The organism is Pseudomonas sp. 09C 129 (assembly GCF_002843625.1).
GTDB classification, from domain to species: Bacteria; Pseudomonadota; Gammaproteobacteria; order Pseudomonadales; family Pseudomonadaceae; genus Aquipseudomonas; species Aquipseudomonas chlororaphis.
Genome location: NZ_CP025261.1, coordinates 3,497,754 through 3,521,674, shown reverse-complemented (window position 1 = coordinate 3,521,674; position 23,921 = coordinate 3,497,754). Strand labels below are relative to the sequence as shown.

At 64.3% G+C, this 23,921-nt stretch carries 24 protein-coding genes; 11 read left to right on the top strand and 13 right to left on the bottom strand.

Features of this window, described 5'->3' with window-relative positions; all coding sequences use genetic code 11:
* Window positions 1–13 precede the first annotated feature (13 nt).
* From CXQ81_RS16065 to CXQ81_RS16045, 5 genes are read right to left on the bottom strand one after another with little or no spacing between them, the layout of a single operon-like run.
* Window positions 14–844, bottom strand: a complete 831-nt coding sequence (locus tag CXQ81_RS16065) for a DUF2797 domain-containing protein (protein ID WP_009043607.1) — start codon at window positions 842–844, stop codon at window positions 14–16.
* Entirely contained in the window at window positions 841–1,101 is a 261-nt protein-coding gene (locus CXQ81_RS16060) for a YeaC family protein (protein WP_007920905.1), read from the bottom strand. The genes CXQ81_RS16065 and CXQ81_RS16060 overlap by 4 nt, the downstream gene beginning before the upstream one ends.
* Window positions 1,102–1,116: 15 nt before the next feature.
* On the bottom strand, window positions 1,117–1,989 hold the full coding sequence (locus CXQ81_RS16055; protein WP_007920906.1) for a rhomboid family intramembrane serine protease: 873 nt from the start codon (window positions 1,987–1,989) through the stop codon (window positions 1,117–1,119).
* Window positions 1,986–2,960, bottom strand: a complete 975-nt coding sequence (locus CXQ81_RS16050; protein ID WP_101337788.1) for a metallophosphoesterase — start codon at window positions 2,958–2,960, stop codon at window positions 1,986–1,988. Before CXQ81_RS16050 ends, CXQ81_RS16055 begins: the two co-directional genes overlap by 4 nt.
* Window positions 2,960–3,850 carry an NAD(+) kinase gene (locus tag CXQ81_RS16045; protein WP_007920913.1) on the bottom strand — a complete coding sequence of 297 codons (891 nt, stop codon included), beginning with the start codon at window positions 3,848–3,850 and terminating at the stop codon, window positions 2,960–2,962. The genes CXQ81_RS16050 and CXQ81_RS16045 overlap by 1 nt, the downstream gene beginning before the upstream one ends.
* Window positions 3,851–3,955: 105 nt before the next feature.
* On the opposite strand from CXQ81_RS16045, the gene CXQ81_RS16040 reads away from it, so the two are divergent.
* On the top strand, window positions 3,956–4,906 hold the full coding sequence (locus CXQ81_RS16040) for a DUF1853 family protein (RefSeq protein WP_101337787.1): 951 nt from the start codon (window positions 3,956–3,958) through the stop codon (window positions 4,904–4,906).
* Window positions 4,907–4,930: 24 nt separating this feature from the next.
* Here CXQ81_RS16040 and CXQ81_RS16035 read toward each other — a convergent pair whose 3' ends face one another.
* The 3 genes from CXQ81_RS16035 to CXQ81_RS16025 all read right to left on the bottom strand — a co-directional run bounded on the left by CXQ81_RS16035 (window position 4,931) and on the right by CXQ81_RS16025 (window position 7,294).
* Window positions 4,931–6,217 (bottom strand): arsenic transporter, encoded by a 1,287-nt coding sequence (locus tag CXQ81_RS16035; protein ID WP_101337786.1) that lies wholly within the window; start codon window positions 6,215–6,217, stop codon window positions 4,931–4,933.
* A 41-nt stretch (window positions 6,218–6,258) separates the two neighbouring features.
* On the bottom strand, window positions 6,259–6,606 hold the full coding sequence (locus CXQ81_RS16030; protein ID WP_101337785.1) for a metalloregulator ArsR/SmtB family transcription factor: 348 nt from the start codon (window positions 6,604–6,606) through the stop codon (window positions 6,259–6,261).
* 130 nt (window positions 6,607–6,736) lie between these two features.
* Window positions 6,737–7,294: an NADPH-dependent FMN reductase gene (locus CXQ81_RS16025; RefSeq protein WP_007920924.1), complete on the bottom strand. Its 558-nt coding sequence runs from the start codon at window positions 7,292–7,294 to the stop codon at window positions 6,737–6,739.
* A 226-nt stretch (window positions 7,295–7,520) separates the two neighbouring features.
* Here CXQ81_RS16025 and CXQ81_RS16020 point away from each other — a divergent pair, with 226 nt between their 5' ends.
* Both CXQ81_RS16020 and CXQ81_RS16015 read left to right on the top strand, forming a co-directional pair.
* Window positions 7,521–7,757 (top strand): hypothetical protein, encoded by a 237-nt coding sequence (locus CXQ81_RS16020; protein WP_007920925.1) that lies wholly within the window; start codon window positions 7,521–7,523, stop codon window positions 7,755–7,757.
* A gap of 85 nt (window positions 7,758–7,842) precedes the next feature.
* Complete coding sequence (locus CXQ81_RS16015; protein ID WP_007920927.1) at window positions 7,843–8,736, top strand: LysR substrate-binding domain-containing protein; 894 nt, start codon at window positions 7,843–7,845, stop codon at window positions 8,734–8,736.
* Here the strand turns inward: CXQ81_RS16015 and CXQ81_RS16010 are convergent.
* The 3 genes from CXQ81_RS16010 to dnaQ form a co-directional block, all read right to left on the bottom strand.
* Window positions 8,733–9,323, bottom strand: coding sequence for a GNAT family N-acetyltransferase (locus tag CXQ81_RS16010; RefSeq protein WP_007920929.1), 591 nt, complete (start codon window positions 9,321–9,323; stop codon window positions 8,733–8,735). The genes CXQ81_RS16015 and CXQ81_RS16010 overlap by 4 nt on opposite strands.
* Window positions 9,324–9,337: 14 nt before the next feature.
* Entirely contained in the window at window positions 9,338–11,593 is a 2,256-nt protein-coding gene (locus CXQ81_RS16005) for an arginine/lysine/ornithine decarboxylase (protein WP_009043597.1), read from the bottom strand.
* A gap of 119 nt (window positions 11,594–11,712) precedes the next feature.
* Window positions 11,713–12,471: a DNA polymerase III subunit epsilon gene (dnaQ, locus tag CXQ81_RS16000; protein ID WP_101337784.1), complete on the bottom strand. Its 759-nt coding sequence runs from the start codon at window positions 12,469–12,471 to the stop codon at window positions 11,713–11,715.
* A 195-nt stretch (window positions 12,472–12,666) separates the two neighbouring features.
* On the opposite strand from dnaQ, the gene CXQ81_RS15995 reads away from it, so the two are divergent.
* A complete protein-coding gene (locus CXQ81_RS15995; protein ID WP_007920935.1) occupies window positions 12,667–12,990 on the top strand; it encodes a DUF2388 domain-containing protein in 324 nt (107 codons plus the stop codon).
* A gap of 144 nt (window positions 12,991–13,134) precedes the next feature.
* Window positions 13,135–14,082: a glycerophosphodiester phosphodiesterase family protein gene (locus tag CXQ81_RS15990; RefSeq protein WP_101337783.1), complete on the top strand. Its 948-nt coding sequence runs from the start codon at window positions 13,135–13,137 to the stop codon at window positions 14,080–14,082.
* Between the two features lie 16 nt (window positions 14,083–14,098).
* Here the strand turns inward: CXQ81_RS15990 and rnhA are convergent, their stop codons facing one another.
* Both rnhA and CXQ81_RS15980 read right to left on the bottom strand, forming a co-directional pair.
* The gene (gene rnhA / locus CXQ81_RS15985; RefSeq protein ID WP_007920943.1) at window positions 14,099–14,551 is read right to left on the bottom strand and encodes a ribonuclease HI; all 453 of its coding nucleotides are present in this window, start codon (window positions 14,549–14,551) and stop codon (window positions 14,099–14,101) included.
* An 83-nt stretch (window positions 14,552–14,634) separates the two neighbouring features.
* Window positions 14,635–15,399: a class I SAM-dependent methyltransferase gene (locus tag CXQ81_RS15980; RefSeq protein WP_007920945.1), complete on the bottom strand. Its 765-nt coding sequence runs from the start codon at window positions 15,397–15,399 to the stop codon at window positions 14,635–14,637.
* Between the two features lie 65 nt (window positions 15,400–15,464).
* Here CXQ81_RS15980 and gloB point away from each other — a divergent pair, with 65 nt between their 5' ends.
* The 6 genes from gloB (at window position 15,465) to CXQ81_RS15950 (ending at window position 23,920) form a co-directional block, all read left to right on the top strand.
* Window positions 15,465–16,232: a hydroxyacylglutathione hydrolase gene (gene gloB / locus CXQ81_RS15975; protein ID WP_101337782.1), complete on the top strand. Its 768-nt coding sequence runs from the start codon at window positions 15,465–15,467 to the stop codon at window positions 16,230–16,232.
* 99 nt (window positions 16,233–16,331) lie between these two features.
* Window positions 16,332–17,789, top strand: a complete 1,458-nt coding sequence (locus CXQ81_RS15970) for a transglycosylase SLT domain-containing protein (RefSeq protein ID WP_101337781.1) — start codon at window positions 16,332–16,334, stop codon at window positions 17,787–17,789.
* 355 nt (window positions 17,790–18,144) lie between these two features.
* Entirely contained in the window at window positions 18,145–19,974 is a 1,830-nt protein-coding gene (locus tag CXQ81_RS15965; protein WP_101337780.1) for an extracellular solute-binding protein, read from the top strand.
* Window positions 19,971–21,824: an extracellular solute-binding protein gene (locus CXQ81_RS15960; RefSeq protein WP_101337779.1), complete on the top strand. Its 1,854-nt coding sequence runs from the start codon at window positions 19,971–19,973 to the stop codon at window positions 21,822–21,824. Before CXQ81_RS15965 ends, CXQ81_RS15960 begins: the two co-directional genes overlap by 4 nt.
* A gap of 1 nt (window position 21,825) precedes the next feature.
* Window positions 21,826–22,899, top strand: coding sequence for a microcin C ABC transporter permease YejB (locus CXQ81_RS15955; protein WP_007920957.1), 1,074 nt, complete (start codon window positions 21,826–21,828; stop codon window positions 22,897–22,899).
* A 1-nt stretch (window position 22,900) separates the two neighbouring features.
* The gene (locus tag CXQ81_RS15950; RefSeq protein WP_101337778.1) at window positions 22,901–23,920 is read left to right on the top strand and encodes an ABC transporter permease; all 1,020 of its coding nucleotides are present in this window, start codon (window positions 22,901–22,903) and stop codon (window positions 23,918–23,920) included.
* The last annotated feature ends 1 nt before the right edge of the window (window position 23,921 follow it).

Here is a 23,921-nt window from a genome sequence, read left to right as displayed (position 1 = left end):
GCGGCGAATCCTTCTACTGATGCACGGCGAGCTGGTAGGCCGTGTATTTACGAATATTGATCACGCCAGTATCGAAGATCAGGTATTGGCCCTTGATCCCCAGCAGCGTGCCTTCGGCAATCGGGTTCTTGTCCAGGTTGAAGCTGACGATCTTGGCCGGGTACTGCTTGACCGGGTAGCGGATCTCGATCGGCTCGACATCGCTGACCGGTTGGATCGCCTGCAGGCCGAAGCGTTCCTGCAAGGCGCGCAGGCCCTCGGCGCAGGAAGCGAACAGCTGGTCGCGCACTTGCGCCAGGTCCACCGCCTCGGCGTCGCCCTTGAGCAAGGCGCGCCAGTTGGTCTTGTCGGCCACCTGGGTGCGGAACAGGTCCTCGACGAAACCGGACTGCTGGCGGGTCGCCACGCGCATGATCGGCAGCGCCTGGCTGGCGCCCTGGTCGAGCCAGCGGGTCGGCAGCTGGGTGGCGCGGGTGATGCCGACCTTGATCCCCGACGAGTTGGCCAGGTACACCACGTGGTCGGTCATGCAGAACCGTTCGCCCCAGGACGGCTCGCGGCAGGTACCGGCGTCGTAGTGGCAGCGTTCCGGGCTCATGATGCAGATATCGCACTGGGCCAGCTTGGTCATGCACGGGTAGCAGTAACCCTGGCTGAAGCTGGTCTTGGTCTTGCGCCCGCAATGGGTGCAGTGGATCGCCCCCAGGTATTCCAGGCGCACGGTGCTGCCGATCAATGGATTGACCGGCACCTCGGTGTCGCCAAGGCGAAAGGCATACTGCACGTCCGCCCCGTCCAGGCGCGCCGACATTTTACTGATGGAGCCACGGCCGATCTCGATCAATGGATGGCATCCGACTTGAACAGGATGTTCGGCACTTCGATCGACTTCGACGCACATTCTTGCGGGCCCATGTAGCCGGTGCGCTGCTCTTCGGGCAGGTTCTGCATTTCCCAGGCGATCATCGCCTGCAGGGACAGCTCGCGCTGCTCGGCGGTGAGCTTGCGGCCATCGGACCATTTGCCGATCTCTACCGCCAGTTTCAGGCTCTGGTAGATGTCCGGGGTGATGTTTTCAATCATTTCAACAAACGACGACATAAGCGGTCTCCAGCATTAGAGGGCCAGTTTACGGCGACTGTACAAGCCGCCCAACAAACCTGTGAGGCATCCGACGAGCAACCCACCGACGTGGGCGGCGTTGGCGATTTCACCGAAGCCGATCACCGAGATCAGCCCCGACAGACAGATCAGCAACCACACCAGCATCATCGCCAGGACTCCGCGAGGCAGGCGATAGGCCGGGTTGGGCGACAGCAACTGATAGATCCAGCAATGCCCGAGCAGGCCGTACAGCACGCCGGACAAGCCGCCGAACAGGCTCGGCCCGCTGAACAGGTATTGCGCGTAGTTCGACACCAGGCTGAACAGCAGCGTCAGGCCCAGCAGGTTGATGCTGCCCTGGCGCTGTTCGATGCGCCGCCCCAGCTCCCAGTACCACATGCCGTTCATGGCGATGTGCAGGAAGCCGAAGTGGATCAGCATCGGCGTGACCAGGCGCCACCACTGCCCCGCCGCCAGGCTGTCGGCCAGGGGCGTGAACTGGATGTAGTCGCCGACCACGCGAAATTCCAGGAAGGTCAGCCAGCGCAGGGTGCCGAGGTTTTCGCCGAGCAGGGTCAGGGCTCCGACAATCAGGCTCAGCAACAGGATCAGCGCGGTGGCCGGGCTACGGCGCAATTGCTCGACGAACCCCGGACGGCGCATGGCGGCGCCGGCCTCGGGTATGTCCAGTTGCTGCTCGGGGTCGCCCGCCGGAAACCGCTCGTACAACGAACGCACATCCTCGCTGATGGCGTCCGGCACCCAGAGCACCTGCTCCCCCGCTTCCTCGCTGACCCGGTGCGGCACCTGCATGCGTTGCAACAGTTTGACGAAGCCACTCAGGTCCACATTCAACGGCAGACGCAATACTGCAACAGCACTCATGGCAAGGACTCCTCCGGCCGCTCGACATAGACCCAGACGAATTTATCCGGGTCCAGGCGGGTTTCCTGGTCCAGGCGATAAGCCACCAGCTTGCCGTAGAGCACCGCGCTGTAATCCAGGCAGGCCAGGTTCGAGCGAATCGGCGCCGGTTTGCCGCTGCGCCAGTAATGGCCGACGAACAGCAGCGGCTCATCGACGCCGTAGCGCAGCAGGTTGTTTTTCTCCGCCGAGGACAGCGGCGTGCGGGCCACCGGCTCGGGCAGCGCATCAGGCTGGAACACGATGTCGCCGTAGGTCTGCGGGTCGTCTTCCCAGAACTTGGTGCGGAAGAACGAACGGGTCAGGCCATCGCCGCTGGTCATGGTCAAGCCATGGGGCAGGCGCATGTCGGTGCCGCGCAGCAGGCGGTCGAACACGTTATTGGCGAAACTGCCGGGGATCGCCGAGGCCTGGAGGAAGTGCTCGTCGATGCAGCCATCGGGGTATTGCGCCCGCAGCGGCTCGATCAGGCCGGCGTCCCAACAGGCATGCACCACGCGAAAACGCCCGGCGTCGACGAACAGCGGCATCTTGTAGAACCAGGCGAGGAAATCGTGCCAGTCGTTGGGGTACTGCTCGAATTGCGCCAGGGTCTCGTTGATCAGGCGGGCATGGCGCGGCGTGTGTTCGCGCACGAAGTGCCTGCCGCCGCCGGGCGGTGCCGGGGTGACCCAGCCCAGGGCGTTGAACTCATGGTTACCCATGACGCACAGCGCCTGGCCGGCCTCGACCATGTCGTGGACGATGTGCAAGGCTTCGCGGATCCGTGGGCCGCGGTCGATGATGTCGCCGAGGAACACCGCCATGCGCGACGAGTGCCGCCAGACGCCGCCCCGCTTGCGATAACCGAGCTTGTCCAGCAAGTGCTCAAGGGTCAGGGCGCAACCGTGCACGTCACCGATCAGGTCGTAGCTACGCGCGGGATCGAGCATCAGTCGCCTCCACCACCCAGTCGACTGCCCCAGCCGAGCTTGGTCCGGCAGACCTCGTAATAGTTGTGGTCCAGCGGGTGGATCAGGCGCAGCTTCTGGGCCTTCTTGCTGACGGTGATGGTGTCACCGGGGGCACAGGTGAAATGGTTCTGCCCGTCGCAGGAAACCTGCGGGTAGATCTGCATATCCTTGGACACGACGATTTTCAGCTCGCTGTTGCCATCGACCACGATCGGCCTTCCCGACAAGGTATGGGGGTACATCGGCACAATCACAATGGCGTCGAGCTTGGGATGCATGATCGGCCCGCCGGCGGACAAGGCGTAGGCGGTGGAGCCGGTCGGCGTGGCGACGATCAGGCCGTCGGCCTTCTGGCTGCAGACGAACTGACCGTCGATGTAGATCTCGAACTCGATCATCCGCGTCGACTTGCCCGGGTGCAGTACCACATCGTTGAGCGCATCGCCCTGGCCGATGGCTTCGGCGTGGCGCCGTACTTCGGCCTGCAGCAGGAAGCGGTTTTCCACCAGGTAGTGGCCATCGAGGACCTCGGCGACCTTGACTTCCAGCTCGTCCGGACGAATGTCGGTGAGGAAGCCCAGGCTGCCGCGGTTGATCCCCAGCACCGGAATGTTGTGGCGCGCCAGGGCACGGGCCGCGCCCAGCAGGCTGCCGTCGCCGCCGACCACGATCACCATGTCGCAGACTTCGCCCAGCAGCTTGCGCGAGGAGGTCTGCAGGCCGTGGCCGGGCAGGACTTCGGCGATGGTGTCTTCGAGGATCACATGCAGGTGGCGGGCGAGCAGAAACTTTTTCAGTCGGCGAACTGTGTCCAGCACCTGCGAACTGCCCAGGCGACCGATAATGCCGATATTGCGAAATTGCTCCATGGGGCTCCTGCAGGGGTTCTGGGACGGGCAAAGCAGAGATTATGGGCGAAAGCCGGCCATAGACAAAATCCTTTCAGCCTCGACGTTAGGCGCTATGCTCGCAGAATGATCCTGTTTCCCGGCTTGCTCGACCTCCCCCGCCAGTTGCGCCACCCCGAAGTGCGCGACCTGGCCTGGGTCATCCTCGCGCCGCCGATGCTCGACGAGACCCCCTGGCCGCAGCGCCATCCACTGGCCGGCAGCGACTGGGTGCAGGCGCCGCAGCTGCTGGCGCACTGGCTGCGCCAGCTGGACCAGGACGGCCGTGCCCTGCGCCGCTGGCTGGCCCTCGGGCCGACCAAGCGCCTGGGGCTCTACTACGAACGCCTGTGGCAATTTGCCGTACAGCACGCGCCCGGTGTCGAGCTGCTGGCGGCCAACCTGCCGATCCGCCGCGCCGGCCACACCCTGGGCGAACTGGACATGCTGCTGCGCGACCGCGACGGCATCCACCACCTGGAACTGGCGATCAAGCTCTACCTCGGCCCGCAATCGGGCAACGGCGCGGACACCGCGTTATGGCTGGGCCCCGGCTGCCACGACCGCCTGGACCGCAAGCTGGCGCACCTGAACGAACACCAGCTGCCGATCTCCGCCCGGGCCGACAGCCTGGAGGTGCTGGCGGCCATGGATATCCAGGACTTCAGCGCCCACCTGTGGCTCGGCGGCTACCTGCTCTACCCCTGGCCCGGCACCACGCAACCGCCCCGCGGCGCCCACCCGCAGCACCTGCGCGGGCGTTGGCTGCATCAGCGCGACTGGCCGGCCTTTATCGATCAAAGCCCGCCCGGGCGCTGGCAACCCTTGCCGCGCCAGGCCTGGCTGGCGCCAGCGTCCTACCCGGCGGAACAAACCTGGAGCGCTCCACGGCTGCAAGCCTGGCTGGAGGAACTCGACCCGCACGCTCCGGCGCAATTGCTGGTGCGCCTGACGGAAAACCGCGCCGGCGATTGGGAAGAAGCCGAACGCCTGTTCCTGGTGGCGGACCTCTGGCCGAATGTGCCGGGGACGGGTTGAGCCGCCCTCAGAACGTCAGTCCCCTCACATCACCGACAAGCGCACGGCCAGCGCCGCCAGGGTCACCAGCAACACCGGCAGGGTCAGCACGATGCCGACCTTGAAGTAGCGGCCCCAGCCGATATGAATGTTCTTGCGCTCCAGCACATGCAGCCAGAGCAAGGTGGCCAGGCTGCCGATCGGGGTGATCTTCGGCCCCAGGTCGCTGCCGATCACGTTGGCGTAGATCATCGCGTCCTTGACCAGGCCGCTGGCCTGGCTGGCGTCGATGGACAGCGCGCCGATCAACACCGTCGGCAGGTTGTTCATGATCGATGACAAGACCGCGGTCAGCAGCCCGGTGCCCATGGCCGCGCCCCAGATGCCGTAGTCGGCGAAGCGGTCGAGCCAGCCGGCCAGGTGCGTGGTCAGCCCGGCATTACGCAGGCCATACACCACCAGGTACATGCCGAGGGAGAAAATCACGATCTGCCACGGCGCTTCCTTGAGTACTTTGCGGGTGGAAATCTTGTGGCCCCTGGCCGCGATGCCCAGCAGCAGGGCCGCGCACACCGCCGAAATCGCGCTGATGGGAATACCCAGCGGTTCCAGGGCAAAACACCCCAGCAGCAGGATGATCAGCACCCACCAGCCGGCGATAAAGGTGGCCTTGTCGTGGATCGCGCTGGCCGGCTGTGCCAGCTCTTCGGGGTCGTAGGCCTGTGGAATATCGCGGCGGAAGAACCACAGCAACACCGCCAGGGTCGCCGCCACGCTGACCAGGTTCACCGGCAGCATCACCGCGGCGTACTGGTTGAAGCCGATGTTGAAGAAGTCCGCGGAAACGATGTTCACCAGGTTCGACACCACCAGCGGCAGGCTCGCGGTATCGGCGATAAACCCGGCGCCCATGACGAACGCCAGGGTCGCGGCCCGGGAGAAGCGCAACGCCAGCAGCATGGAAATCACGATCGGCGTGAGAATCAGCGCCGCCCCGTCGTTGGCGAACAGCGCCGACACCAGCGCCCCCAGCAACACCATGAAAGCAAACAGCCTGCGTCCGCTGCCCTGCCCCCAGCGCGCGACATGCAAGGCGGCCCAGGCGAAAAACCCGGCCTCGTCGAGCAGCAGGCTGATGATGATCAAGGCGACGAAGGTGCCGGTGGCGTTCCAGATGATCTGCCAGACCACCGGGATATCCGTCAGCTGCACCACCCCGAACAGCAACGCCAGCACCGCGCCGAACACCGCGCTCCAGCCCACGCCGAGGCCCTTGGGCTGCCAGATCACCAGGGTAATGGTCAGCAGGAAAATCAATGAAGCAGTCAGCATGCCGGGCAGCCTTGAGCAGGAAAAGTGAAGGTGATGAGAATTCAGCAGCAGCGCACGGGGCGATCGGCCATGGTTTGCAGGCGTTGCAGGTCAGCCTGCAGCCAGGGGCTGTTGGCCTGCAGCGTGTCGTGCAGCAGGGTGGTCACCCAGGGGGCCAACTGCGGGTGCAGCCGGTAGTAGATCCATTGCCCCTGGCGGCGGTCGGCCAGCAGGCCGCAGCTGCGCAACAGCGCCAGGTGCCGGGAGATCTTCGGCTGGCTCTGGCCCAGGGCGGCGGTCAGCTCGCAGACACACAACTCGCCTTCGCGGGTCACGAGCAAGGCGATGCGGCTGCGGGTTTCGTCGGCAAGCGCCTTGAACAGCTCGGCGGGGTTGAGAGAGTCGGACACCAGGGCCACTCCAGGCATTGGGAGCGGCGAATATATGAATATTCAGATATGCGGTAAAGCGCTTTTACCATGGCAAGCGGAATATCCATCACCCACGGGAGGCGGTCGGCCGACTCCCGCGGTAGCAGGATCAGAGCTTTTTGTGCTGCTCGACCCACTGGGCGTAGGCATTGATGAAGTTCTGCAGGAACGGCTTGACCGACTCGGACAGCTTGCCCGCCTCGTCGAAGGCCGAACCGGCGCCGCTCAGGTAGGCTTCCGGCTGCTGCATGCATGGCACATTGAGGAACACCAGGGACTGGCGCAGATGATGGTTGGCGCCAAAACCGCCGATGGCGCCCGGGGATGCGCTGATCACTGCCCCCGGCTTGCCGCTCCAGGCGCTCTTGCCGTAGGGGCGCGACCCCACGTCAATGGCGTTTTTCATCGGTGCGGGAACCGAGCGGTTGTATTCCGGAGTGACGAACAGCACGGCGTCGGCTGCACTCACCTGTTCACGGAAAGTCCTGTAGGCTGCCGGTGGATCCACATCGATGTCTTCGTTGTAAAGCGGCAGATCGCCGATCTCGACAATCTTCAGCCGCAGGTTGGCCGGCGCCAGTTCCGCCAGGGCCAGCGCCACTTTCCGGTTGATCGAGGCCTTTCTCAGGCTGCCCACCAGCACTGCAATCGTGTAGACGTTGCTCATAGCGAATTCCCGACTTCTGGTTGAGGAGGCTGGTAGTTATAGATGATCCACCCCGCCCACAGCCACCCGTCAAAGGAAGTTCCGTGAGCTTTTCCAGGCTTCACGCTGCTGTACGCCAACTGCAATCAGGGCCGCGGACTATTTTTTTTCCGCCGCTAAACTTAGTTCGCCCAGGCACGGTCTACAGGACCGCAAATTGAGTGTTTTATCTCCAGAGGCTCTAAAGATGGCAGCAGTACTCGTCGGACAATTTCATGCAAGGGACGCGGAAGGCCGTGTCTATTCGGTGCATGAGTTCCAGGAATCCACCCCCTCGCCAGAGGGCATCGCCGGCTCGGAGCCTGTCACCACCTATCGCCTGGCCATTGGCGATCGCGTCAACAAAATGGACGACAACCAGTTCCTCCTCGTGCAATCGGGCATCACCCTCATTCGCGAACCCGAGACCCTCCTTCCTTCGTAACGTACCGTTATGAGCAGAAGTCATAGGCGCGGACATGGGTTAGGATTCAGTGTGAATCCCCACCGGCTGGACATGGACTTCAAGCATGCGTTTACGTCATATCGAAGTGATTCAGGCGCTCCTGCAAACCGGACACCTGGGCACGGCCGCCGAGCTGCTGCAATTGCCGGTGGCCGAGGTGGAAACGATCCTGCGCGACGCCGAAAGCCAATCGGGCTTCATGCTCTTCGCCAGTGTTCGCGGACGCCTGCAAGCCACCCGCGAGGCCCGCGAGCTACAACCGGCGATCGCCACCCTGTATGACGCCTTCGAACCCGTGCAACGCCTGGCCGACAGCCTGAAGCAATACCAGGCGCCGCCCTTGCGCATCATCGGCACCCCGCCCCTGGCCCAGCAACTGTTGCCGCAGAGCATCGCCGCCCTGCGCCGGCGCTTTCCCGACACCCCGTGCCACCTCGCCAGCCAGGCCACCCGCGACATGGTCAAGAGCCTGTTGCTGCGCGAAGGCGACCTGGGCCTGAGCCTGCACAACCCCGATCACCCCGATATCCAGTGCGTGGCCCTGGCCCAGGGCAAGCTGCAATTGCTGGCGCCCCACGGCTGGCTGCAACCGAAGCAGAAGTACATTTCCCTGCAGGACCTGGCGGGCCAGGCCATGGTCGGCCTGGAAGGCCAGGACCCGCTGAGCGTGGCCCTGGACAGCAAGCTGCAGAACCTGCGCCCGAGCCCGACCATCCACACCCGAGTGCAAACCCACCAGATGATGCGCAGCATGGTCGAGGCCGGCGAAGGCCTGGCGATTGTCGACCCCTTCACCGCCCTCGGGGCGCGTGAGGGCGGGCTGGACGTCTGCCCGCTGTCGCCACCGATCCCGGTCACCCTCTATGCCCTGACCCGCGGCGGCAGTCCATCCTCGCCAACTCTGGAGGCGCTGCTGGAAACTCTCACGGAAAAGGCTGAAGGGATGCTGGCCGGCTAGGCCCCGGCTTGCCGCGCCAGCTCGTCGTTGAACAGCCGATACCAGAAAATCGCCACCTCGGCCGTGGTCGGATCGATCCCGCGGTAACGCAGGTGATCGATGCCGCCGACCACATAACCGCAGCGCTCGTACAAGCGGCAGGCCCCCAGGTTGTTGTTCTGGGTCTCGAGCATGATGCCCGGCAGTTTTTTCTTGCGGCTCCAGAACTGCGCCACGTCCAGCAAGGCCTTGGCCACCCCGTGGCGTCGCGCCGGCGCATGCACCGCCAACTCGTCGATATGGGCGTAGCCGTTCCAGTTGGTACTGACCACCACATGGCCGACCGGCTCGTCGTCCAGGTAGGCCATGAACACCGCGCTGTCCGCGGCATCGCGATAGCTGCTGAACTCTTCGGGGTCGATGCCGTAGCACTTGCGGTACGGGGTAATGGGGTGCAACGGCCACTTGGCCACCACCTGCTCGCTCTGTGCCTGGGCATAGGCGCTGACTTCGAAGCTGAAGTCGCTGCCCCAGACATACGCGGCGAAACCGTCGTCGGCAACGCGCACCGACAGGCCGGGGTACTTGGGATTGATCATTGGCTGCATAGCGGGAAACGTCCTCAAACCTTGATGCAATCGACGGTGTACTGCCGCCCATTGCCTTCGTCTTCATGCTGCAATCCATGCACATCCGCGACAAAGCCGGGAAAGCTGCTATCGAACGTACGGGCGAAAGCCAGGTAATCGATGATCGAGCGGGTCGACTCGGTGAAGCGCTCACCCGGCATGATCAGGGGAATACCCGGCGGGTACGGCACCAGCATCACCGCCGCCACTCGCCCGGCGAGGGCATCGATGGACACGGCCTCGACCTCGCCCCTCACCAACTGATCGTAGGCGTCGGCGGGCTTCATCGCCACCTCCGGCAGCACGGTGTACATGCGCTTGAGGTGCTTGGCCGTGGCATTGCTGCGGTAGCAGGCATGCAACTGATCGCACAGATCGCGCAAGCCCATGCCCTGGTAGCGCGCCATGTCCTGCTGGGCGATGCTCGGCAGGCAGGCGGCGAGGCTGACGTTGGCGTCGTAGTTGCGCTTGAACTCCAGCAACTCGGTCAGCAGGGTGCTCCACTTGCCTTTGGTGATGCCCATGGAAAACAGCACCAGGAACGAATACAGGCCGGTCTTTTCCACCACCAGGCCGCGTTCCCAGAGAAACTTGCTGACCACCGCCGCCGGGATCCCGCGCTCGCTCAGGGCACCGCCGGCGGTGAGCCCGGGCATCACCAGAGTGACCTTGATCGGGTCCAGCAGCACATAGTCGTCGGTGACCCCGGCGAACCCGTGCCACTCGCCTTCCGGTTCCAGCAGCCAGTCCGCGGTGCTGACCCGGTCGATGCCTTCCACCCGCTCTGGCTGCCAGATGGAAAACCACCAGTCGTCCGCGGCGATGTGCTGGCGCAGGTTGGCCAGGGCCCGGCGGAAGCTCAGGGCCTCGTCGAACATTTCCTGCAACAGCGAGCGCCCCGCCGGCCCCTCCATCATCGCCGAGGCCACGTCCAGCGAGGCGATGATGCTGTATTGCGGCGAGGTGGAGATGTGCATCATGAAGGCTTCGTTGAAGCGGTCGCGGTCCAGCTGCCGGGCGCCGCCGTCCTGCACATGGATCATCGAGGCCTGGCTGAAGGCCGCCAGCAGCTTGTGGGTGGAATGGGTGGTGAACACCAGCGGGCTGTCGGCGCTGCGCGAGGTGCCCATGCCGTAACGCCCCTCGAAGAATTCATGGAAGGCCGCATAGGCGTACCAGGCCTCGTCGAAGTGCAGCACCTCGACGCTGTTGCCCAGGCTCTGCTTGATCAGCTCGGCGTTGTAGCAAAGGCCGTCGTAGGTCGAGTTGGTGACCACCGCCAGCTTGACCTTGGGCGGCCGCCCCTGGGTCAGCGGGTTGGCGTCGATCTTGGCCTGGATCGACTCGCGGCTGAATTCGCTCAGGGGGATCGGGCCGATGATCCCCAGTTCGTTGCGCTCCGGGCAGAGGAACAGCGGGATGGCGCCGGTCATGATGATCGAGTGCAGCACCGACTTGTGGCAGTTGCGATCCACCAGCACCAGGTCATCGCGACCGACCATGGAGTGCCAGACGATCTTGTTGGCGGTCGAGGTGCCGTTGATCACGAAGAAGGTGTGGTCGGCGCCGAAATTGCGCGCCGCCCGCGCCTCGGCTTCCGCCAGGGGCCCGGTGTGATCGAGCAGCGAACCCAGCTCCGGGACCGACACCGACAGGTCCGAACGCAGGGTGTTTTCGCCGAAGAACTGGTGGAACGCCTGGCCCACCGGGCTTTTGCGATAGGCCACGCCACCGCCGTGCCCCGGGGTGTGCCAGGAATAGTTGGAGTCCGCCGTATGTTGCACCAGCGCCTTGAAAAATGGCGGCAACAGGCCATCGAGGTAATTGCGCGCCGCCCGCGCCACCTGGCGCGCCAGGAACGGTACGGTGTCTTCGAACAGGTAAAGAATGCCGCGCAGCTGATTGAGCTCGCTCATGGCGTCGGCCGGGGCGTTTTCCAGGGTCACCTGTTCGCCCAGGGCGAAGATCGGCAGGTTCGGCGCGCGCACCCGGGCCAGGCGGATCAGCTCCACCATGTTCTGCAGCAAGTGGGTGTTTTCCCCGGCGCCTTCGGCGGCGATCAGCATGCAGGCCAGACCGTGGTGGGTCGAGGCCACCAGCCGCCCTTCGGCGTAGTCCACCGCGGAAAAGATGCTGAAGCCTTCCTGCTCCAGTTCCCTGGCGATCCCCCGCACCCGGTCGCCGGCGACGGTGTCGGCCTTGATGTCGCGATGCACGATAAGAACGGGGAATTTCAGGTCTTTGTACATGGCACCAGGCATCCTGAGGCGGCGGACAAGGGTCCGCCAATCACCTCAGGGTAGAAGCTCGGGGGCCGGCGCGGAACCCCGTCAACGACCTCCTGTAACAAAAGGTCGCCCACGAACAACTACTGCTGCTGGGCCTTGGCTTCGGCCAGCTGGGTCCAGAGCGCCGGGGCACCGGCGGATTTGGCGATGATCTCGAGACGCACCTGGTGCTCGGCCAGTTCGGCTTCGCTGGCGCGAATGATCCGCCCGCGCTGGCGATCCGCCGACAGACGCCGGATTTCGCTGGCACTGTTGCCCGAACCTTCGCTGCCGTTGCCGTCCGAGGCGTTGCCGGCCAGGGACAGGCTGGTCTGGCCGCCGGTCATGGTCAGGTAGACGTCGGCGAGAATCTCCGAGTCGAGCAAGGCGCCGTGCAGTTCACGGCCGGAGTTGTCGACGTCATAGCGCTTGCACAAGGCATCGAGGCTGTTGCGCTGGCCGGGGTGGCGCTCCCGGGCCATCAACAGGGTGTCGAGGATGGTGCAGTGCTGGGTGATGTCGGCGCGGTCGTGCTGGCCCATCAGGGCGAATTCGTTGTTGATGAAGCCAACGTCGAACGCCGCGTTGTGGATGATCAGCTGCGCGCCCTGGATGAACTCGAAGAACTCGTCGGCGACTTCGGCGAAGCGCGGCTTGCCCACCAGGAACTCGTTGGTGATGCCGTGGACGCCGATCGCGCCCTCGTCGCTCTCGCGATCCGGTTGCAGGTAGACGTGGAAATGCCGACCGGTCAGGCGCCGTCCCATCAACTCGACGCAACCGATTTCAATGATCCGGTGGCCGTCGGTCACCGGCATGCCGGTGGTTTCGGTATCGAGTACAACAGATCTGTTGGCCATCAGGGGTCAGTTCTCAACGGTGGAAGTCTTTCAAGGCGCAGGATTTTAGCACGCTCTCGCGGCATGGCACGCATGGCGGATTCGCCTGGCCCCGGCGTGCGCAGTTTTTAACAATCATTCGCAAAGCTCATGCAGTTCGCCGCGTGGCGGCTTGTTAGGGTGCCCGACGATATTTTCAACGGACCTCGCCCTGTTATGACCCCCTGCAAAACCCGCCTGACCTTGCTGCTCTGCGCCTGCCTGTTCGCCGACATCGGCCAGGCCACCAGCCTGGTGATCAGCACCGACATCACCATGAGCCTGGCCTTGAGCACAACCGAAGGCAGTTCGAAAGCCACCAGTTCCTTCAAGGACGACAAACTCGTGCTCGCCGCCAGGACCGATGCCGCGGCCTTTGTCGCCAGCGCCGGCGAGATCCGCGGCGCCCAGCTGGAAGCGGCCATGCGGCACATTCGCCAGACACTCGGCAACCCACGATACTCCGACCTGCAACTGGCCAGCGCCATCCTTACCCTTTGACCGTCCCGGAACAGGATCACTAATTCACCCCGCGCATTACGCGTTTCTTTAACTGAGCGAGGTCATTGCGCTACCGTACGGCCCACTCAGGCGGGCGGGGGCTGGCCCCCGGCCTTGCGCTCATTTCCAGGAAACCGCCCTCCCATGCTCGAGACTCGACAGATGCTCCCACTGCTGGCCGCGGCCTTCATCAGTGGCTGTTCTTCCCTTCCGGCAACCGACAGCGACGCCGGGCCACGACCGTTGATCGTCGCCCATCGCGCCGGCGCCGCGGACTTTCCCGAGAACACCCTGCTGGCCATCGACAACGCCCTGCGCAACGGCGTCGACATGCTCTGGCTGACGGTGCAACTGAGCCGCGACGGCGTGCCGGTGCTGTATCGACCGGCGGACCTGAGTGCCAATACCCCGGCGTCCGGCGCGGTCAGCGAGAAAACCCTGGCGCAGTTGCAAACACTGAATGCCGGCTGGAACTTCAAGCAGACCGCGGCCGATGGCCAGGTGACCTTTCCCTATCGCTCCCAGGCGGCGACCATCCCCTCATTGCAGCAGGCGCTGGCGGCGATCCCCGGCTCGGTGCCGGTCATTCTCGATATGAAGGCCCTGCCCGCTGCGCCCCAGGCCAAGGCGGTCGCCCAGTTGCTGGAACAGCTGCATGCCTGGAACCGGGTGCTGATCTACTCCACCGATGCCAGCTACCAGCAGGCGTTCGCACACTATCCGCAGGCGCGGCTGTTCGAGTCCCGGGACGACACCCGGGATCGACTGGCCAGCGTCGCCCTGGCCCACAGCTGCACGGCGCCGCCGGCGCCCGCCAGTTGGGTGGCTTTCGAGTACCGACGCCCGGTACAACTGGTCGAGGCCTTCACCCTGGGCGAGGCCCGTTCCAAGGTCGATGCCCGGCTGTGGACGCCCGCGGCAGTGGATTGCTTCCAGTCCCGGGGCAAGGTGCGGATGCTGGCGATCGGGGTCAATACGGCCGAGGATTACCAGGCGGCCGCCTGCCTGAAGATGGACGCGGTGCTGGTGGATTCGCCCCGCGCGATGCGGGAAGTGAAGCAGCGGCTCGAACGGCCGCTGCGCTGCAACTGACTACAAGCTCAACGCATCAGGCCTGCTTGTAACCGCGCACCTCGTCGACGCCGCGGTTGGCCAGTTGGTCGGCCCGTTCGTTGCCGTGGTGGCCGGTATGGCCGCGCACCCATTTCCAGGTGACCTGATGGCGGTTGACCTGCTCATCGAGCTGCTGCCACAGGTCGGCGTTTTTCACCGGTTCCTTGGCCGCGGTTTTCCAGCCGCGCTTTTTCCAGTTGGCCATCCACTCGTTGATGCCTTTCATCACGTACTGCGAGTCGGTGACCAGCACCACCTGGCACTCGCGCTTGAGCTCTTCCAGACCGCGGATCGCCGCCATCAGCTCCATGCGGTTGTTGGTGGTGTTGGCCTCGCCACCCCAGAGTTCCTTCTCCACGCCCTTGAACACCAGCAGTGCGCCCCAGCCTCCCGGGCCAGGATTGCCCTTGCAGGCGCCGTCGGTGAAGATTTCTACGCTATCGCTCATGCCAGACTTCCAATCGAAAATACCTGTGGCTTGCCGATCGTCGATCGACAACGCCCAAGCCGGGCAGGTTCGGCCCGGCTGAATTAAAGAGGGGGTTCGCTGTGCCGGCGGTTGACCTTGGCCATCGGCAGCGGCACCAGCTTGCCCATCGGCTCGCGGCGTACCTGGCGCACCGGGCGCAGGCCGACCACTATCTTGCGCGCCACCAGCAGGTAGAAGCCGCCGCCGGACAGTTGCCAGTCCCCGGCCTTGCGCTCCCAGCCGGCCAACCGAGCCTGCCAGGCCGCCGAGGCAAGCGGCGGACGATAGCACCCGAAGCGGCGTTTCTCCAGCGCGAAGCCCAGCAGGTTCAACCAGTCGGCGACCCGCGACGGGGAAATGCAGCGCGCCTTGCGCAAGGCGTCATGGGCGAACGCATGCCGCAGGCCCCAGCTGCTCCAGGGATTGATACCGACGATCAACAGATGCCCGCCCGGTCGCACGGCGCTGGCGGCTTCGCGCAGCAGGCCGTGGGGCGACAGGCAGAAATCCAGGCCGTGCTGCAGCACCACCACATCGGCAGCATGCTCGCTGAGCGGCCAGGCCTGCTCCTCGCAGACGATCTCGACACCGGGCAGCGGCGCGCCCAGGCGGACATTGCGCTGCACCTGGGGCGCCGCCGGCGGGGTTTGCGCCGACGGGCCGTAATGCACCAGGTAGCCGCCGAAGAAGCGCCCCAGCTCGTCGTCGAGCATGCGCCGTTCTTCATCCAGCAGAAATTGCCCCAGTGGCCCGGACAGCCACTCACGGGCGGCACTGATCAGGGCCAGCCAGTCAGGATCGGCCTGAGCGAACGCTTTATCGGTCATTGCATTCTCCAACCCGCCAAGAAGTTCTAAGATGCGCCAATGTTTTCCGCTTGGCGACTCCAACGATGATACAGATCAGTGCCCTGCCCGCGTTCACCGATAACTACATCTGGTTGTTACAGGACCACAGCCATCAGCGTTGCGCAGTGGTCGACCCGGGTGACGCCGCACCGGTGCAGGCCTGGCTCGCCGAGCATCCGGGCTGGGTGCTGAGCGATATCCTGGTGACCCATCACCACCACGACCATGTCGGCGGTGTCGAACAGCTGAAAAAAACCAGCGGCGCCAAGGTCTGGGGCCCGGCCAACGAAAACATCCCGGGGCGCGACGTGGCCCTGAACGACAACGATCGGGCCCGCATCCTTGGCTGGGACTTCGACGTCTACGCGGTGCCCGGGCACACCCTGGGGCATATTGCCTACTACCATCACGGCCTGCTGTTTTGCGGCGACACCCTGTTCGCCGCCGGTTGCGGGCGCCTGTTCGAGGGCACGCCGGAGCAGATGCACCATTCGCTGAGCCGCCTGGCCGCGTTGCCCGCGGACACCCTGGTGTACTGCACTCACGAATACACCTTGAGCAACCTGCGTTTTGCCCAGGCGGTGGAACCGGATAACCCGGACATCGCCGAGCGCCTGCGCAAAGTCAGCGAACTGCGGGAAAACGGCCGCATGACCCTGCCCTCCACCCTGGCCCTGGAAAAGCTCACCAATCCTTTCCTGCGTACCGGTGAAACATCCGTTAAACAAAAAGCGGACGAACGGAATGGCCTCGATAACCGGGCCCAGAGTGCGGTTTTTGCTGCCTTGCGGGCTTGGAAAGATAAGTTCTAAGCAGGTTGCGGGTTGGTACGAAAATTCTGAATGGTTGACCGCACCGGGTGCGCTTTCTAGAATCGCCCGACATTTTTGCCCGGAACTTACTTCCAGCCAATGTCGTCATCTATTCGTAAATCCATCAATTCAGACGCATTGACGCGGTTGGCTCAAGCCATCGCGGTGGCTGTGTCCGCCACCCTGGCGGGCTGCCAAAGCACGAGCCACGTCCCGCAAACCGACGCTTCGCACACCCAGAATTTCAACGCCCGCATCAAGCAGAAACCCATCTGGCTGAATGAAAAACCCAGCCCGCAATTGCCCCAGGACGTCTGGGCGCGCATGCGCGAAGGTTTCCAGTTGCAGGAAGGCATCGGCGTCAACCCGCGCATCGAACAGCAGCGCCTGTGGTTCGCCAGCAACCCCTCGTTTCTCGAGAATGCCAGCGAACGCGGCAGCCTCTATATCCACTACATCGTCGAACGCCTTGAAGAACGCAACATGCCGCTGGAGCTGGCCCTGCTGCCGGTGATCGAGAGCGCCTACAACCCGATGGCCTATTCCCGGGCCGACGCGGTGGGCCTCTGGCAGTTCATCCCGTCCACGGGTCGTTCCTTCAACCTGCGCCAGACCCGCTTCTACGATGGCCGTCGCGATATCACCGCCTCGACCACCGCGGCCATGGATTACCTGACCCGCCTGCACGACATGTTCAACGGCGACTGGCTGCTGGCCCTGGCGGCCTACAACGCTGGCGAAGGCACGGTCAGCCGCGCCATCGAGCGCAACGAGAAGCTCGGCCTGCCCACCGACTACTGGAACCTGCCGCTGCCGTCGGAAACCCAGGCCTACGTGCCCAAGCTGCTGGCCCTGTCCCAGGTGGTGCTGGCGCCGGAAGCCTATGGCGTGAACCTGAACCCGATCGCCAACGAACCCTACTTCCAGGTCGTCGAGATCAACCAGCGCATGGACCTGTCCAAGGTCGCCGCGGTGGCCAATATCGACGAAGACGAGCTGTTCCAGCTCAACCCGGCCTTCAAGCAGCGCACCACCATCGACGGTCCCCAGCATCTGCTGGTGCCGACGTCCAAGGCGCAACTGCTGAGCGCCAGCCTGTCGACCATGAAACCCGAAGAGCTGATCAGCCAGCGTTCGTTCAAGCCGGTGTTCGAGGGTGCCGACAGTCGCGAAATGGCCCAGGCCAAGCGCAACTATCGGGTCAAGCGTGGCGATAACCTGTCGCAGATCGCCAAGGCCAACAAGGTCGACGTCAAGGACCTGCAACGCTGGAACAAACTCAGCGGCAAGCAGCTCAAGGTCGGCCAGACCCTGGTCATGCAGGACACCCGCAAAGCCAAGGGCAGCAGCAAGACCAGCGCCAAGACTTCCGGCAAGAAGACCCTGGTCGCCCGCGCCGACAAGAAGTCGACCCAGTACAAGGTCAAGCAAGGCGATTCGCTGTACATGGTGGCCAAGCGCTTCAACGTCGAGATGCAGCACCTCAAGCGCTGGAATCCCCGCGCCGGCCAGGCCCTCAAGCCAGGCCAGATGCTGACCGTCTACCTGCCTCACTGATCTGCAGCTCCTGGCGCAGGCCCTCCTGCGCCAGCAAGATCGCCGCGACCGTACCGGTCGTTCGCAGCCTTCGGCAGCGGCTACAAGGCTGCCTTGAAATCGCGATGTATCCGACGACTCTTCCGGTGTAGCCGCTGCCGCAGGCTGCGATAGGGCCGCAGGCCCTCCTGCGACAGGACGATCGCCGCGACCGTACCGGTCGATCGCAGCCTTCGGCAGCGGCTACGGATTGCGCTGTATCCAGCGGCGACAAGCAAATGTCGTGACCAGCCCGGGGCGGCCTTTTTCCTGTCGATACAAGCTGTTACTGTACGGAGCACAAAGCCCAAGCCGCCTGGATCGGATCTCTGACTTGATGCGTCCCCTCCTCCTGTCCCTAATCAGTCTGGCCTTGAGCTTTCCCGCAAGCGCAACGATCACTGAAAGTCATGGTTACGCGCAGTTCGGCACGCTCAAGTACCCCGCCAAGTTCACCCATTTCGACTGGGTCAATCCCGCCGCGCCCAAAGGCGGGACCTTGCGGGTCATGGCGTTTGGCACCTTCGACACCCTCAACCCCTACACCTTCAAGGGCAGCAGCCCGGTTTCCACGCCCAACTTCCTGCAATACGGGGTCAACGAGCTGAACGAGCCGCTGATGGTCGGCACCGGCCAGTACGCGCCGTCCGGCGACGAGCCGACTTCCAGCTACGGCCTGATCGCCCGCTCCGTCGAATACAGCGAAGACCGCAGCTGGGTGGTGTTCAACCTGCGCCCCGAGGCGCGCTTCCACGATGGCCAGCCGATCACCGCCTACGATGTGGCGTTTTCCTATCGGCTGTTGCTCAAGGAAGGCCACCCGCAATACCGCACCAACCTGCAGGAAGTGCAGCGGGTGGACATCCTCGGCCCGCAACGCATTCGCTTTGTCTTCAAGCGCTCCGGCAACCCGCTGCTGATCCTGCGCCTGGGCGAACTGCCGGTGCTGCCGCAGCACTATTGGAAAGATCGCGACTTCAAGGCCACCACCTTCGAGCCGCCTCTGGGCAGCGGCCCCTACCGCATCACCCGGGTGCAACCGGGGCGCTCGCTGCTGTTCGAGCGGGTCAAGGACTACTGGGGCAAGGACCTGCCGGTCAATCGCGGCTTCAACAATTTCAACAAGGTCGCGGTGGAGTTCTACCGCGACAGCGACGTCGCCTTCGAAGCCTTCAAGGCCGGCGAGTTCGACATCTACATCGAACACCAGGCGAAGAACTGGGCCAACGGCTACAACTTTCCCGCGGTCAATCGCGGCGACATCATCAAGGCCCAGGTGGCGCACCAGATCCCGACCCAGACCCAGGGCCTGTTCATGAACAGCCGCCGGGCGATCTTCGCCGAGCGCAAGGTGCGCGAAGCCCTGGGCCTGATGTTCGATTTCGAGTGGACCAACCGCACCCTGTTCAGCGGCGCCTACAAGCGCGCGACCAGCTACTACCCCAACAGCGAGTTCTCCGCCACGGGCCTGCCGGTCGGCCATGAATGGCTGCTGCTCTCGCCCTACCGCGAGCAGTTGCCCGCCAGCCTGTTCACCCAGCCCTTCAGCCTGCCGCAGACCGACGGCCGCGGCATCCCGCGGGCGACCCTGCGCAGGGCCCTGGGCCTGCTCGCCGAAGCTGGCTGGAAGCTCAACGGCCAGCGCCTGCTCGACAGCAACGGGCAGCCGCTGCGCTTCGAGCTGCTGCTGGTCAACCCGAACCTGGAACGGATCCTCCAGCCCTACGTCGAGAACCTGGCCAGCATCGGCATCGACGCGCGCCTGCGCACCGTGGACCGGGCGCAGTACAAGCAGCGCCTGGACCAGTTCGATTTCGACATGATCCTCATGACCCTGAACCAGACCCTGAGCCCGGGCCTGGAGCAATGGCAGTACTTCCACTCCAGCCAGGTCGGGGTCAAGGGCAGCAAGAACTATGCGGGCATCGACAATCCCATCGTCGATCACCTGCTGGAACGCCTGCTCGCCGCGCAGAGCCGCGACGAGCAACTGGCCGCCGGTCGGGCCCTGGATCGGGTGCTGCTGTGGCAGCACTACATCATCCCCAACTGGTACCTCAACTATCATCGCCTGGCGTACCGCAACCGGTTCGCCTTCGTCACCACGCCGCCCTACCAACTGGGCCTGAGCGCCTGGTGGCTGAAGTCTCTGGAGAAAGCCCAATGATGCCCCTGCGTGCCCTGCTCCCGTGGGCCGGCGGCGTGCTGCTGGCGGGGATCGCCTGCCTCGCCCAGGCCGCCCCGCAACACGCCCTGACCCTGTACAACGAACCGCCGAAGTACCCGGCGAACTTCAAGCACTTCGCCTACGTCAACCCGGACGCGCCCAAGGGCGGCACCTTCCGCGAGTCCGGCTTCGGCGGCTTCGACAGCCTCAACCCGTTCATCAACAAAGGCGTGCCGGCGGACAATATCGGCCTGATCTACGACACCCTGATGCGCCAGAGCCTGGACGAACCCTTCACCGAGTACGGCCTGATTGCCGGACAGATCGAGAAAGCCCCGGACAACAGCTGGGTGCGTTTCTACCTGCGCCCCGAGGCGCGCTTCCACGACGGCCATCCGATCCGAGCCGAAGACGTGGTGTTCAGCTTCCAGACCCTGATGCAGGCCGGCGCGCCGATGTACCGCGGCTACTACGCCGACGTCGAGGACGTGATCGCCGAAGACCCGCTCAAGGTGCTGTTCAAGTTCAAGCACACCAACAATCGCGAGCTGCCGCTGATTCTCGGGCAGCTGTCGATACTGCCCAAGCACTGGTGGGAACACCGCGACTTTTCCAAGGGCAACCTGGAAATCCCCCTCGGCAGCGGCCCGTACAAGGTGGCCGAGGTCAAGGCCGGACGCTCGGTGCGCTATGAGCGGGTCAAGGATTACTGGGGCAAGGACCTGCCGATCAACCGCGGCCAGTTCAACTTCGACGTCATGGCCACCGACTATTACCGCGACAACACCGTGGCCCTGGAAGCCCTCAAGGCCGGCCAGTTCGACTACTGGCTGGAGACCAGCGCGAAAAACTGGGCCAACGCCTACAACATCCCGGCCGTAGCCGAAGGCCGGCTGATCAAGGAACAGATCCCCAACGGCAACCCCACCGGCATGCAGGGCTTCGTCTACAACATCCGCCGCCCGCTGTTCCAGGATGTGCGGGTGCGCAAGGCCCTGAGCCTGCTGCTGGACTTCGAATGGACCAACAAGCAACTGTTCAACGGTGCCTACACCCGCACCCGCAGCTACTTCGAGAATTCGGAAATGGCCGCCACCGGCTTGCCCGACGCCGACGAACTGCAGATTCTCGAACCGCTGCGCGGCAAGATCCCCGACCAGGTCTTCACTGAAGCCTTCCAGCCCTCGGTGTGCGATGGCAGCGGCATGATCCGCGCCCAGCAGCGCCATGCCTACCAGCTGCTGCAGGAAGCCGGCTGGCGCATCGTCGACGACAAGATGGTCGACGCCCAGGGCAAGCCGGTGGTGATCGAGTTCCTCCTGGCCCAGACCGAGTTCGAGCGCGTGCTGCTGCCGTTCAAGCGCAACCTCGCGGACCTGGGGATCGACCTGGTGATCCGCCGGGTCGACGTTTCCCAGTACATCAACCGCCTGCGCTCGCGGGACTTCGACATGGTGGTCGGTGGCTTCCCGCAATCGAGTTCGCCGGGCAACGAGCAGCGCGAATACTGGAAGTCCTCCAGCGCCGACAACCCCGGCAGCCGCAACTTCATCGGCCTCAAGGACCCGACCATCGATGCCCTGGTGGAAGACCTGATCAACGCCGACTCGCGCAAGAGCCTGGTGGCCCATGCCCGCGCCCTCGACCGGGTACTGCAATGGGGCTACTACGTGATTCCCAACTGGCACATCAAGACCTGGCGCGTGGCCTATTGGGATCACATAGGCCACCCGAGCGTCTCGCCCAAGTACGACGTCGGCATCCAGACCTGGTGGATCAAGCCCGACGCCAAGCCGGCCGTGACCCCGGACACCCACTCGCAGGCCGCCCCCGACGGCGTGGAGCAATAAGATGCTGGCCTACATTCTGCGACGCCTGCTGCTGATCATCCCTACCCTGTTCGGCATCCTGCTGATCAACTTCGTGATCATCCAGGCCGCGCCCGGCGGCCCGGTGGAACAGATGATCGCCAAGCTCGAGGGTTTCGAAGGCGCCACCAGCCGGATCGCCGGCGGCGGCGCCGAAGTCTCGGTGGCCGGGTCCAGCTACCGCGGGGCCCAGGGCCTGGACCCGGCCCTGGTCAAGGAAATCGAGAAGATGTACGGCTTCGACAAGTCGGCGCCGGAACGCCTGTGGATCATGATCAAAAACTACGCGACCCTGGATTTCGGCGACAGCTTCTTTCGCGACGCCAAGGTGGTCGACCTGATCCGCGAAAAGCTCCCGGTGTCGATCTCCCTGGGGCTGTGGAGCACCCTGATCATGTACCTGGTGTCGATCCCCCTGGGGATCGCCAAGGCCACCCGCCACGGCAGCCACTTCGACGTCTGGACCAGCTCGGCGATCATCGTCGGCTACGCGATCCCGGCGTTCCTGTTCGCCATCCTGCTGATCGTGATGTTCGCCGGCGGCAGTTATTTCGACTGGTTCCCGCTGCGCGGCCTGACCTCGAACAACTTCGACCAGCTGAGCTGGGGCGGCAAGATCCTCGACTACTTCTGGCACCTGGCGCTGCCAGTGACCGCCCTGGTGATCGGCAACTTCGCCACCATGACCCTGCTGACCAAGAACAGCTTCCTCGACGAGATCAACAAGCAGTACGTGGTCACCGCCCGGGCCAAGGGCCTGACCAGACGCCGCGTGCTGTACGGCCATGTGTTCCGCAACGCCATGCTGTTGGTGATCGCCGGTTTCCCCTCGGCCTTCATCGGCATCTTCTTTACCGGCTCCTTGCTGGTGGAGGTGATCTTCTCCCTCGACGGCCTGGGCCTGATGAGCTTCGAGGCGGCGATCAACCGCGATTACCCGGTGGTGTTCGGCACCCTGTTCATCTTCACCCTGCTGGGGCTGGTGGTGAAACTGATCGGCGACCTGACCTACACCCTGGTCGACCCACGCATCGACTTCGAAAGCCGGGAGCATTGAGATGAACCTGTCCCCCCTCAATCGCCGGCGCTTCGAACTGTTCAAGGCCAACAAGCGCGGCTGGTGGTCGCTGTGGCTGTTCCTGGTGCTGTTCGGCCTGAGCCTGGGCGCCGAGCTGATCGCCAACGACAAGCCGCTGGTGGTGCACTATGACGACGGCTGGTACTTCCCGGCGCTCAAGCGCTACCCGGAAACCACCTTCGGCGGCGAGTTCCCGCTGGAGGCCAACTACAAGAGCCCATATATCCGCGAACTGCTGGCGGCCAAGGACGCCTGGGTGCTGTGGGCGCCGATCCCGTTCAGCTACCAGAGCATCAACTACGACCTGAAAGTCCCGGCCCCCGCGCCGCCCTCGGCGGACAACCTGCTGGGCACCGACGACCAGGGCCGCGATGTGCTGGCGCGAGTGATCTACGGCTTCCGGGTCTCGGTGCTGTTCGCCCTGACCCTGACCGTGCTCAGTTCGATCATCGGCGTCATCGCCGGGGCGCTGCAGGGCTTCTATGGCGGCTGGGTCGACCTGGCCGGGCAGCGCTTCCTGGAGATCTGGTCCGGGCTGCCGGTGCTCTACCTGCTGATCATCCTCGCCAGCTTCGTGCAGCCGAACTTCTGGTGGCTGCTGGGGATCATGCTGCTGTTCTCCTGGATGAGCCTGGTGGACGTGGTGCGCGCCGAGTTCCTGCGCGGGCGCAACCTGGAATACGTGCGCGCCGCCCGCGCCCTGGGCATGCAGAACGGCGCGATCATGTTCCGCCATATCCTGCCCAACGCCATGGTCTCGACCATGACCTTCATGCCGTTCATCCTCACCGGCGCCATCGGCACCCTGACCGCCCTCGACTTCCTCGGTTTCGGCCTGCCCCCCGGCGCGCCGTCCCTGGGCGAACTGGTGGCCCAGGGCAAATCCAACCTGCAGGCGCCGTGGCTGGGCATCAGCGCCTTTGCCGTGCTGGCGATCATGTTGAGCCTGCTGGTATTTATCGGCGAGTCCGCTCGCGATGCCTTCGACCCGAGGAAATGAG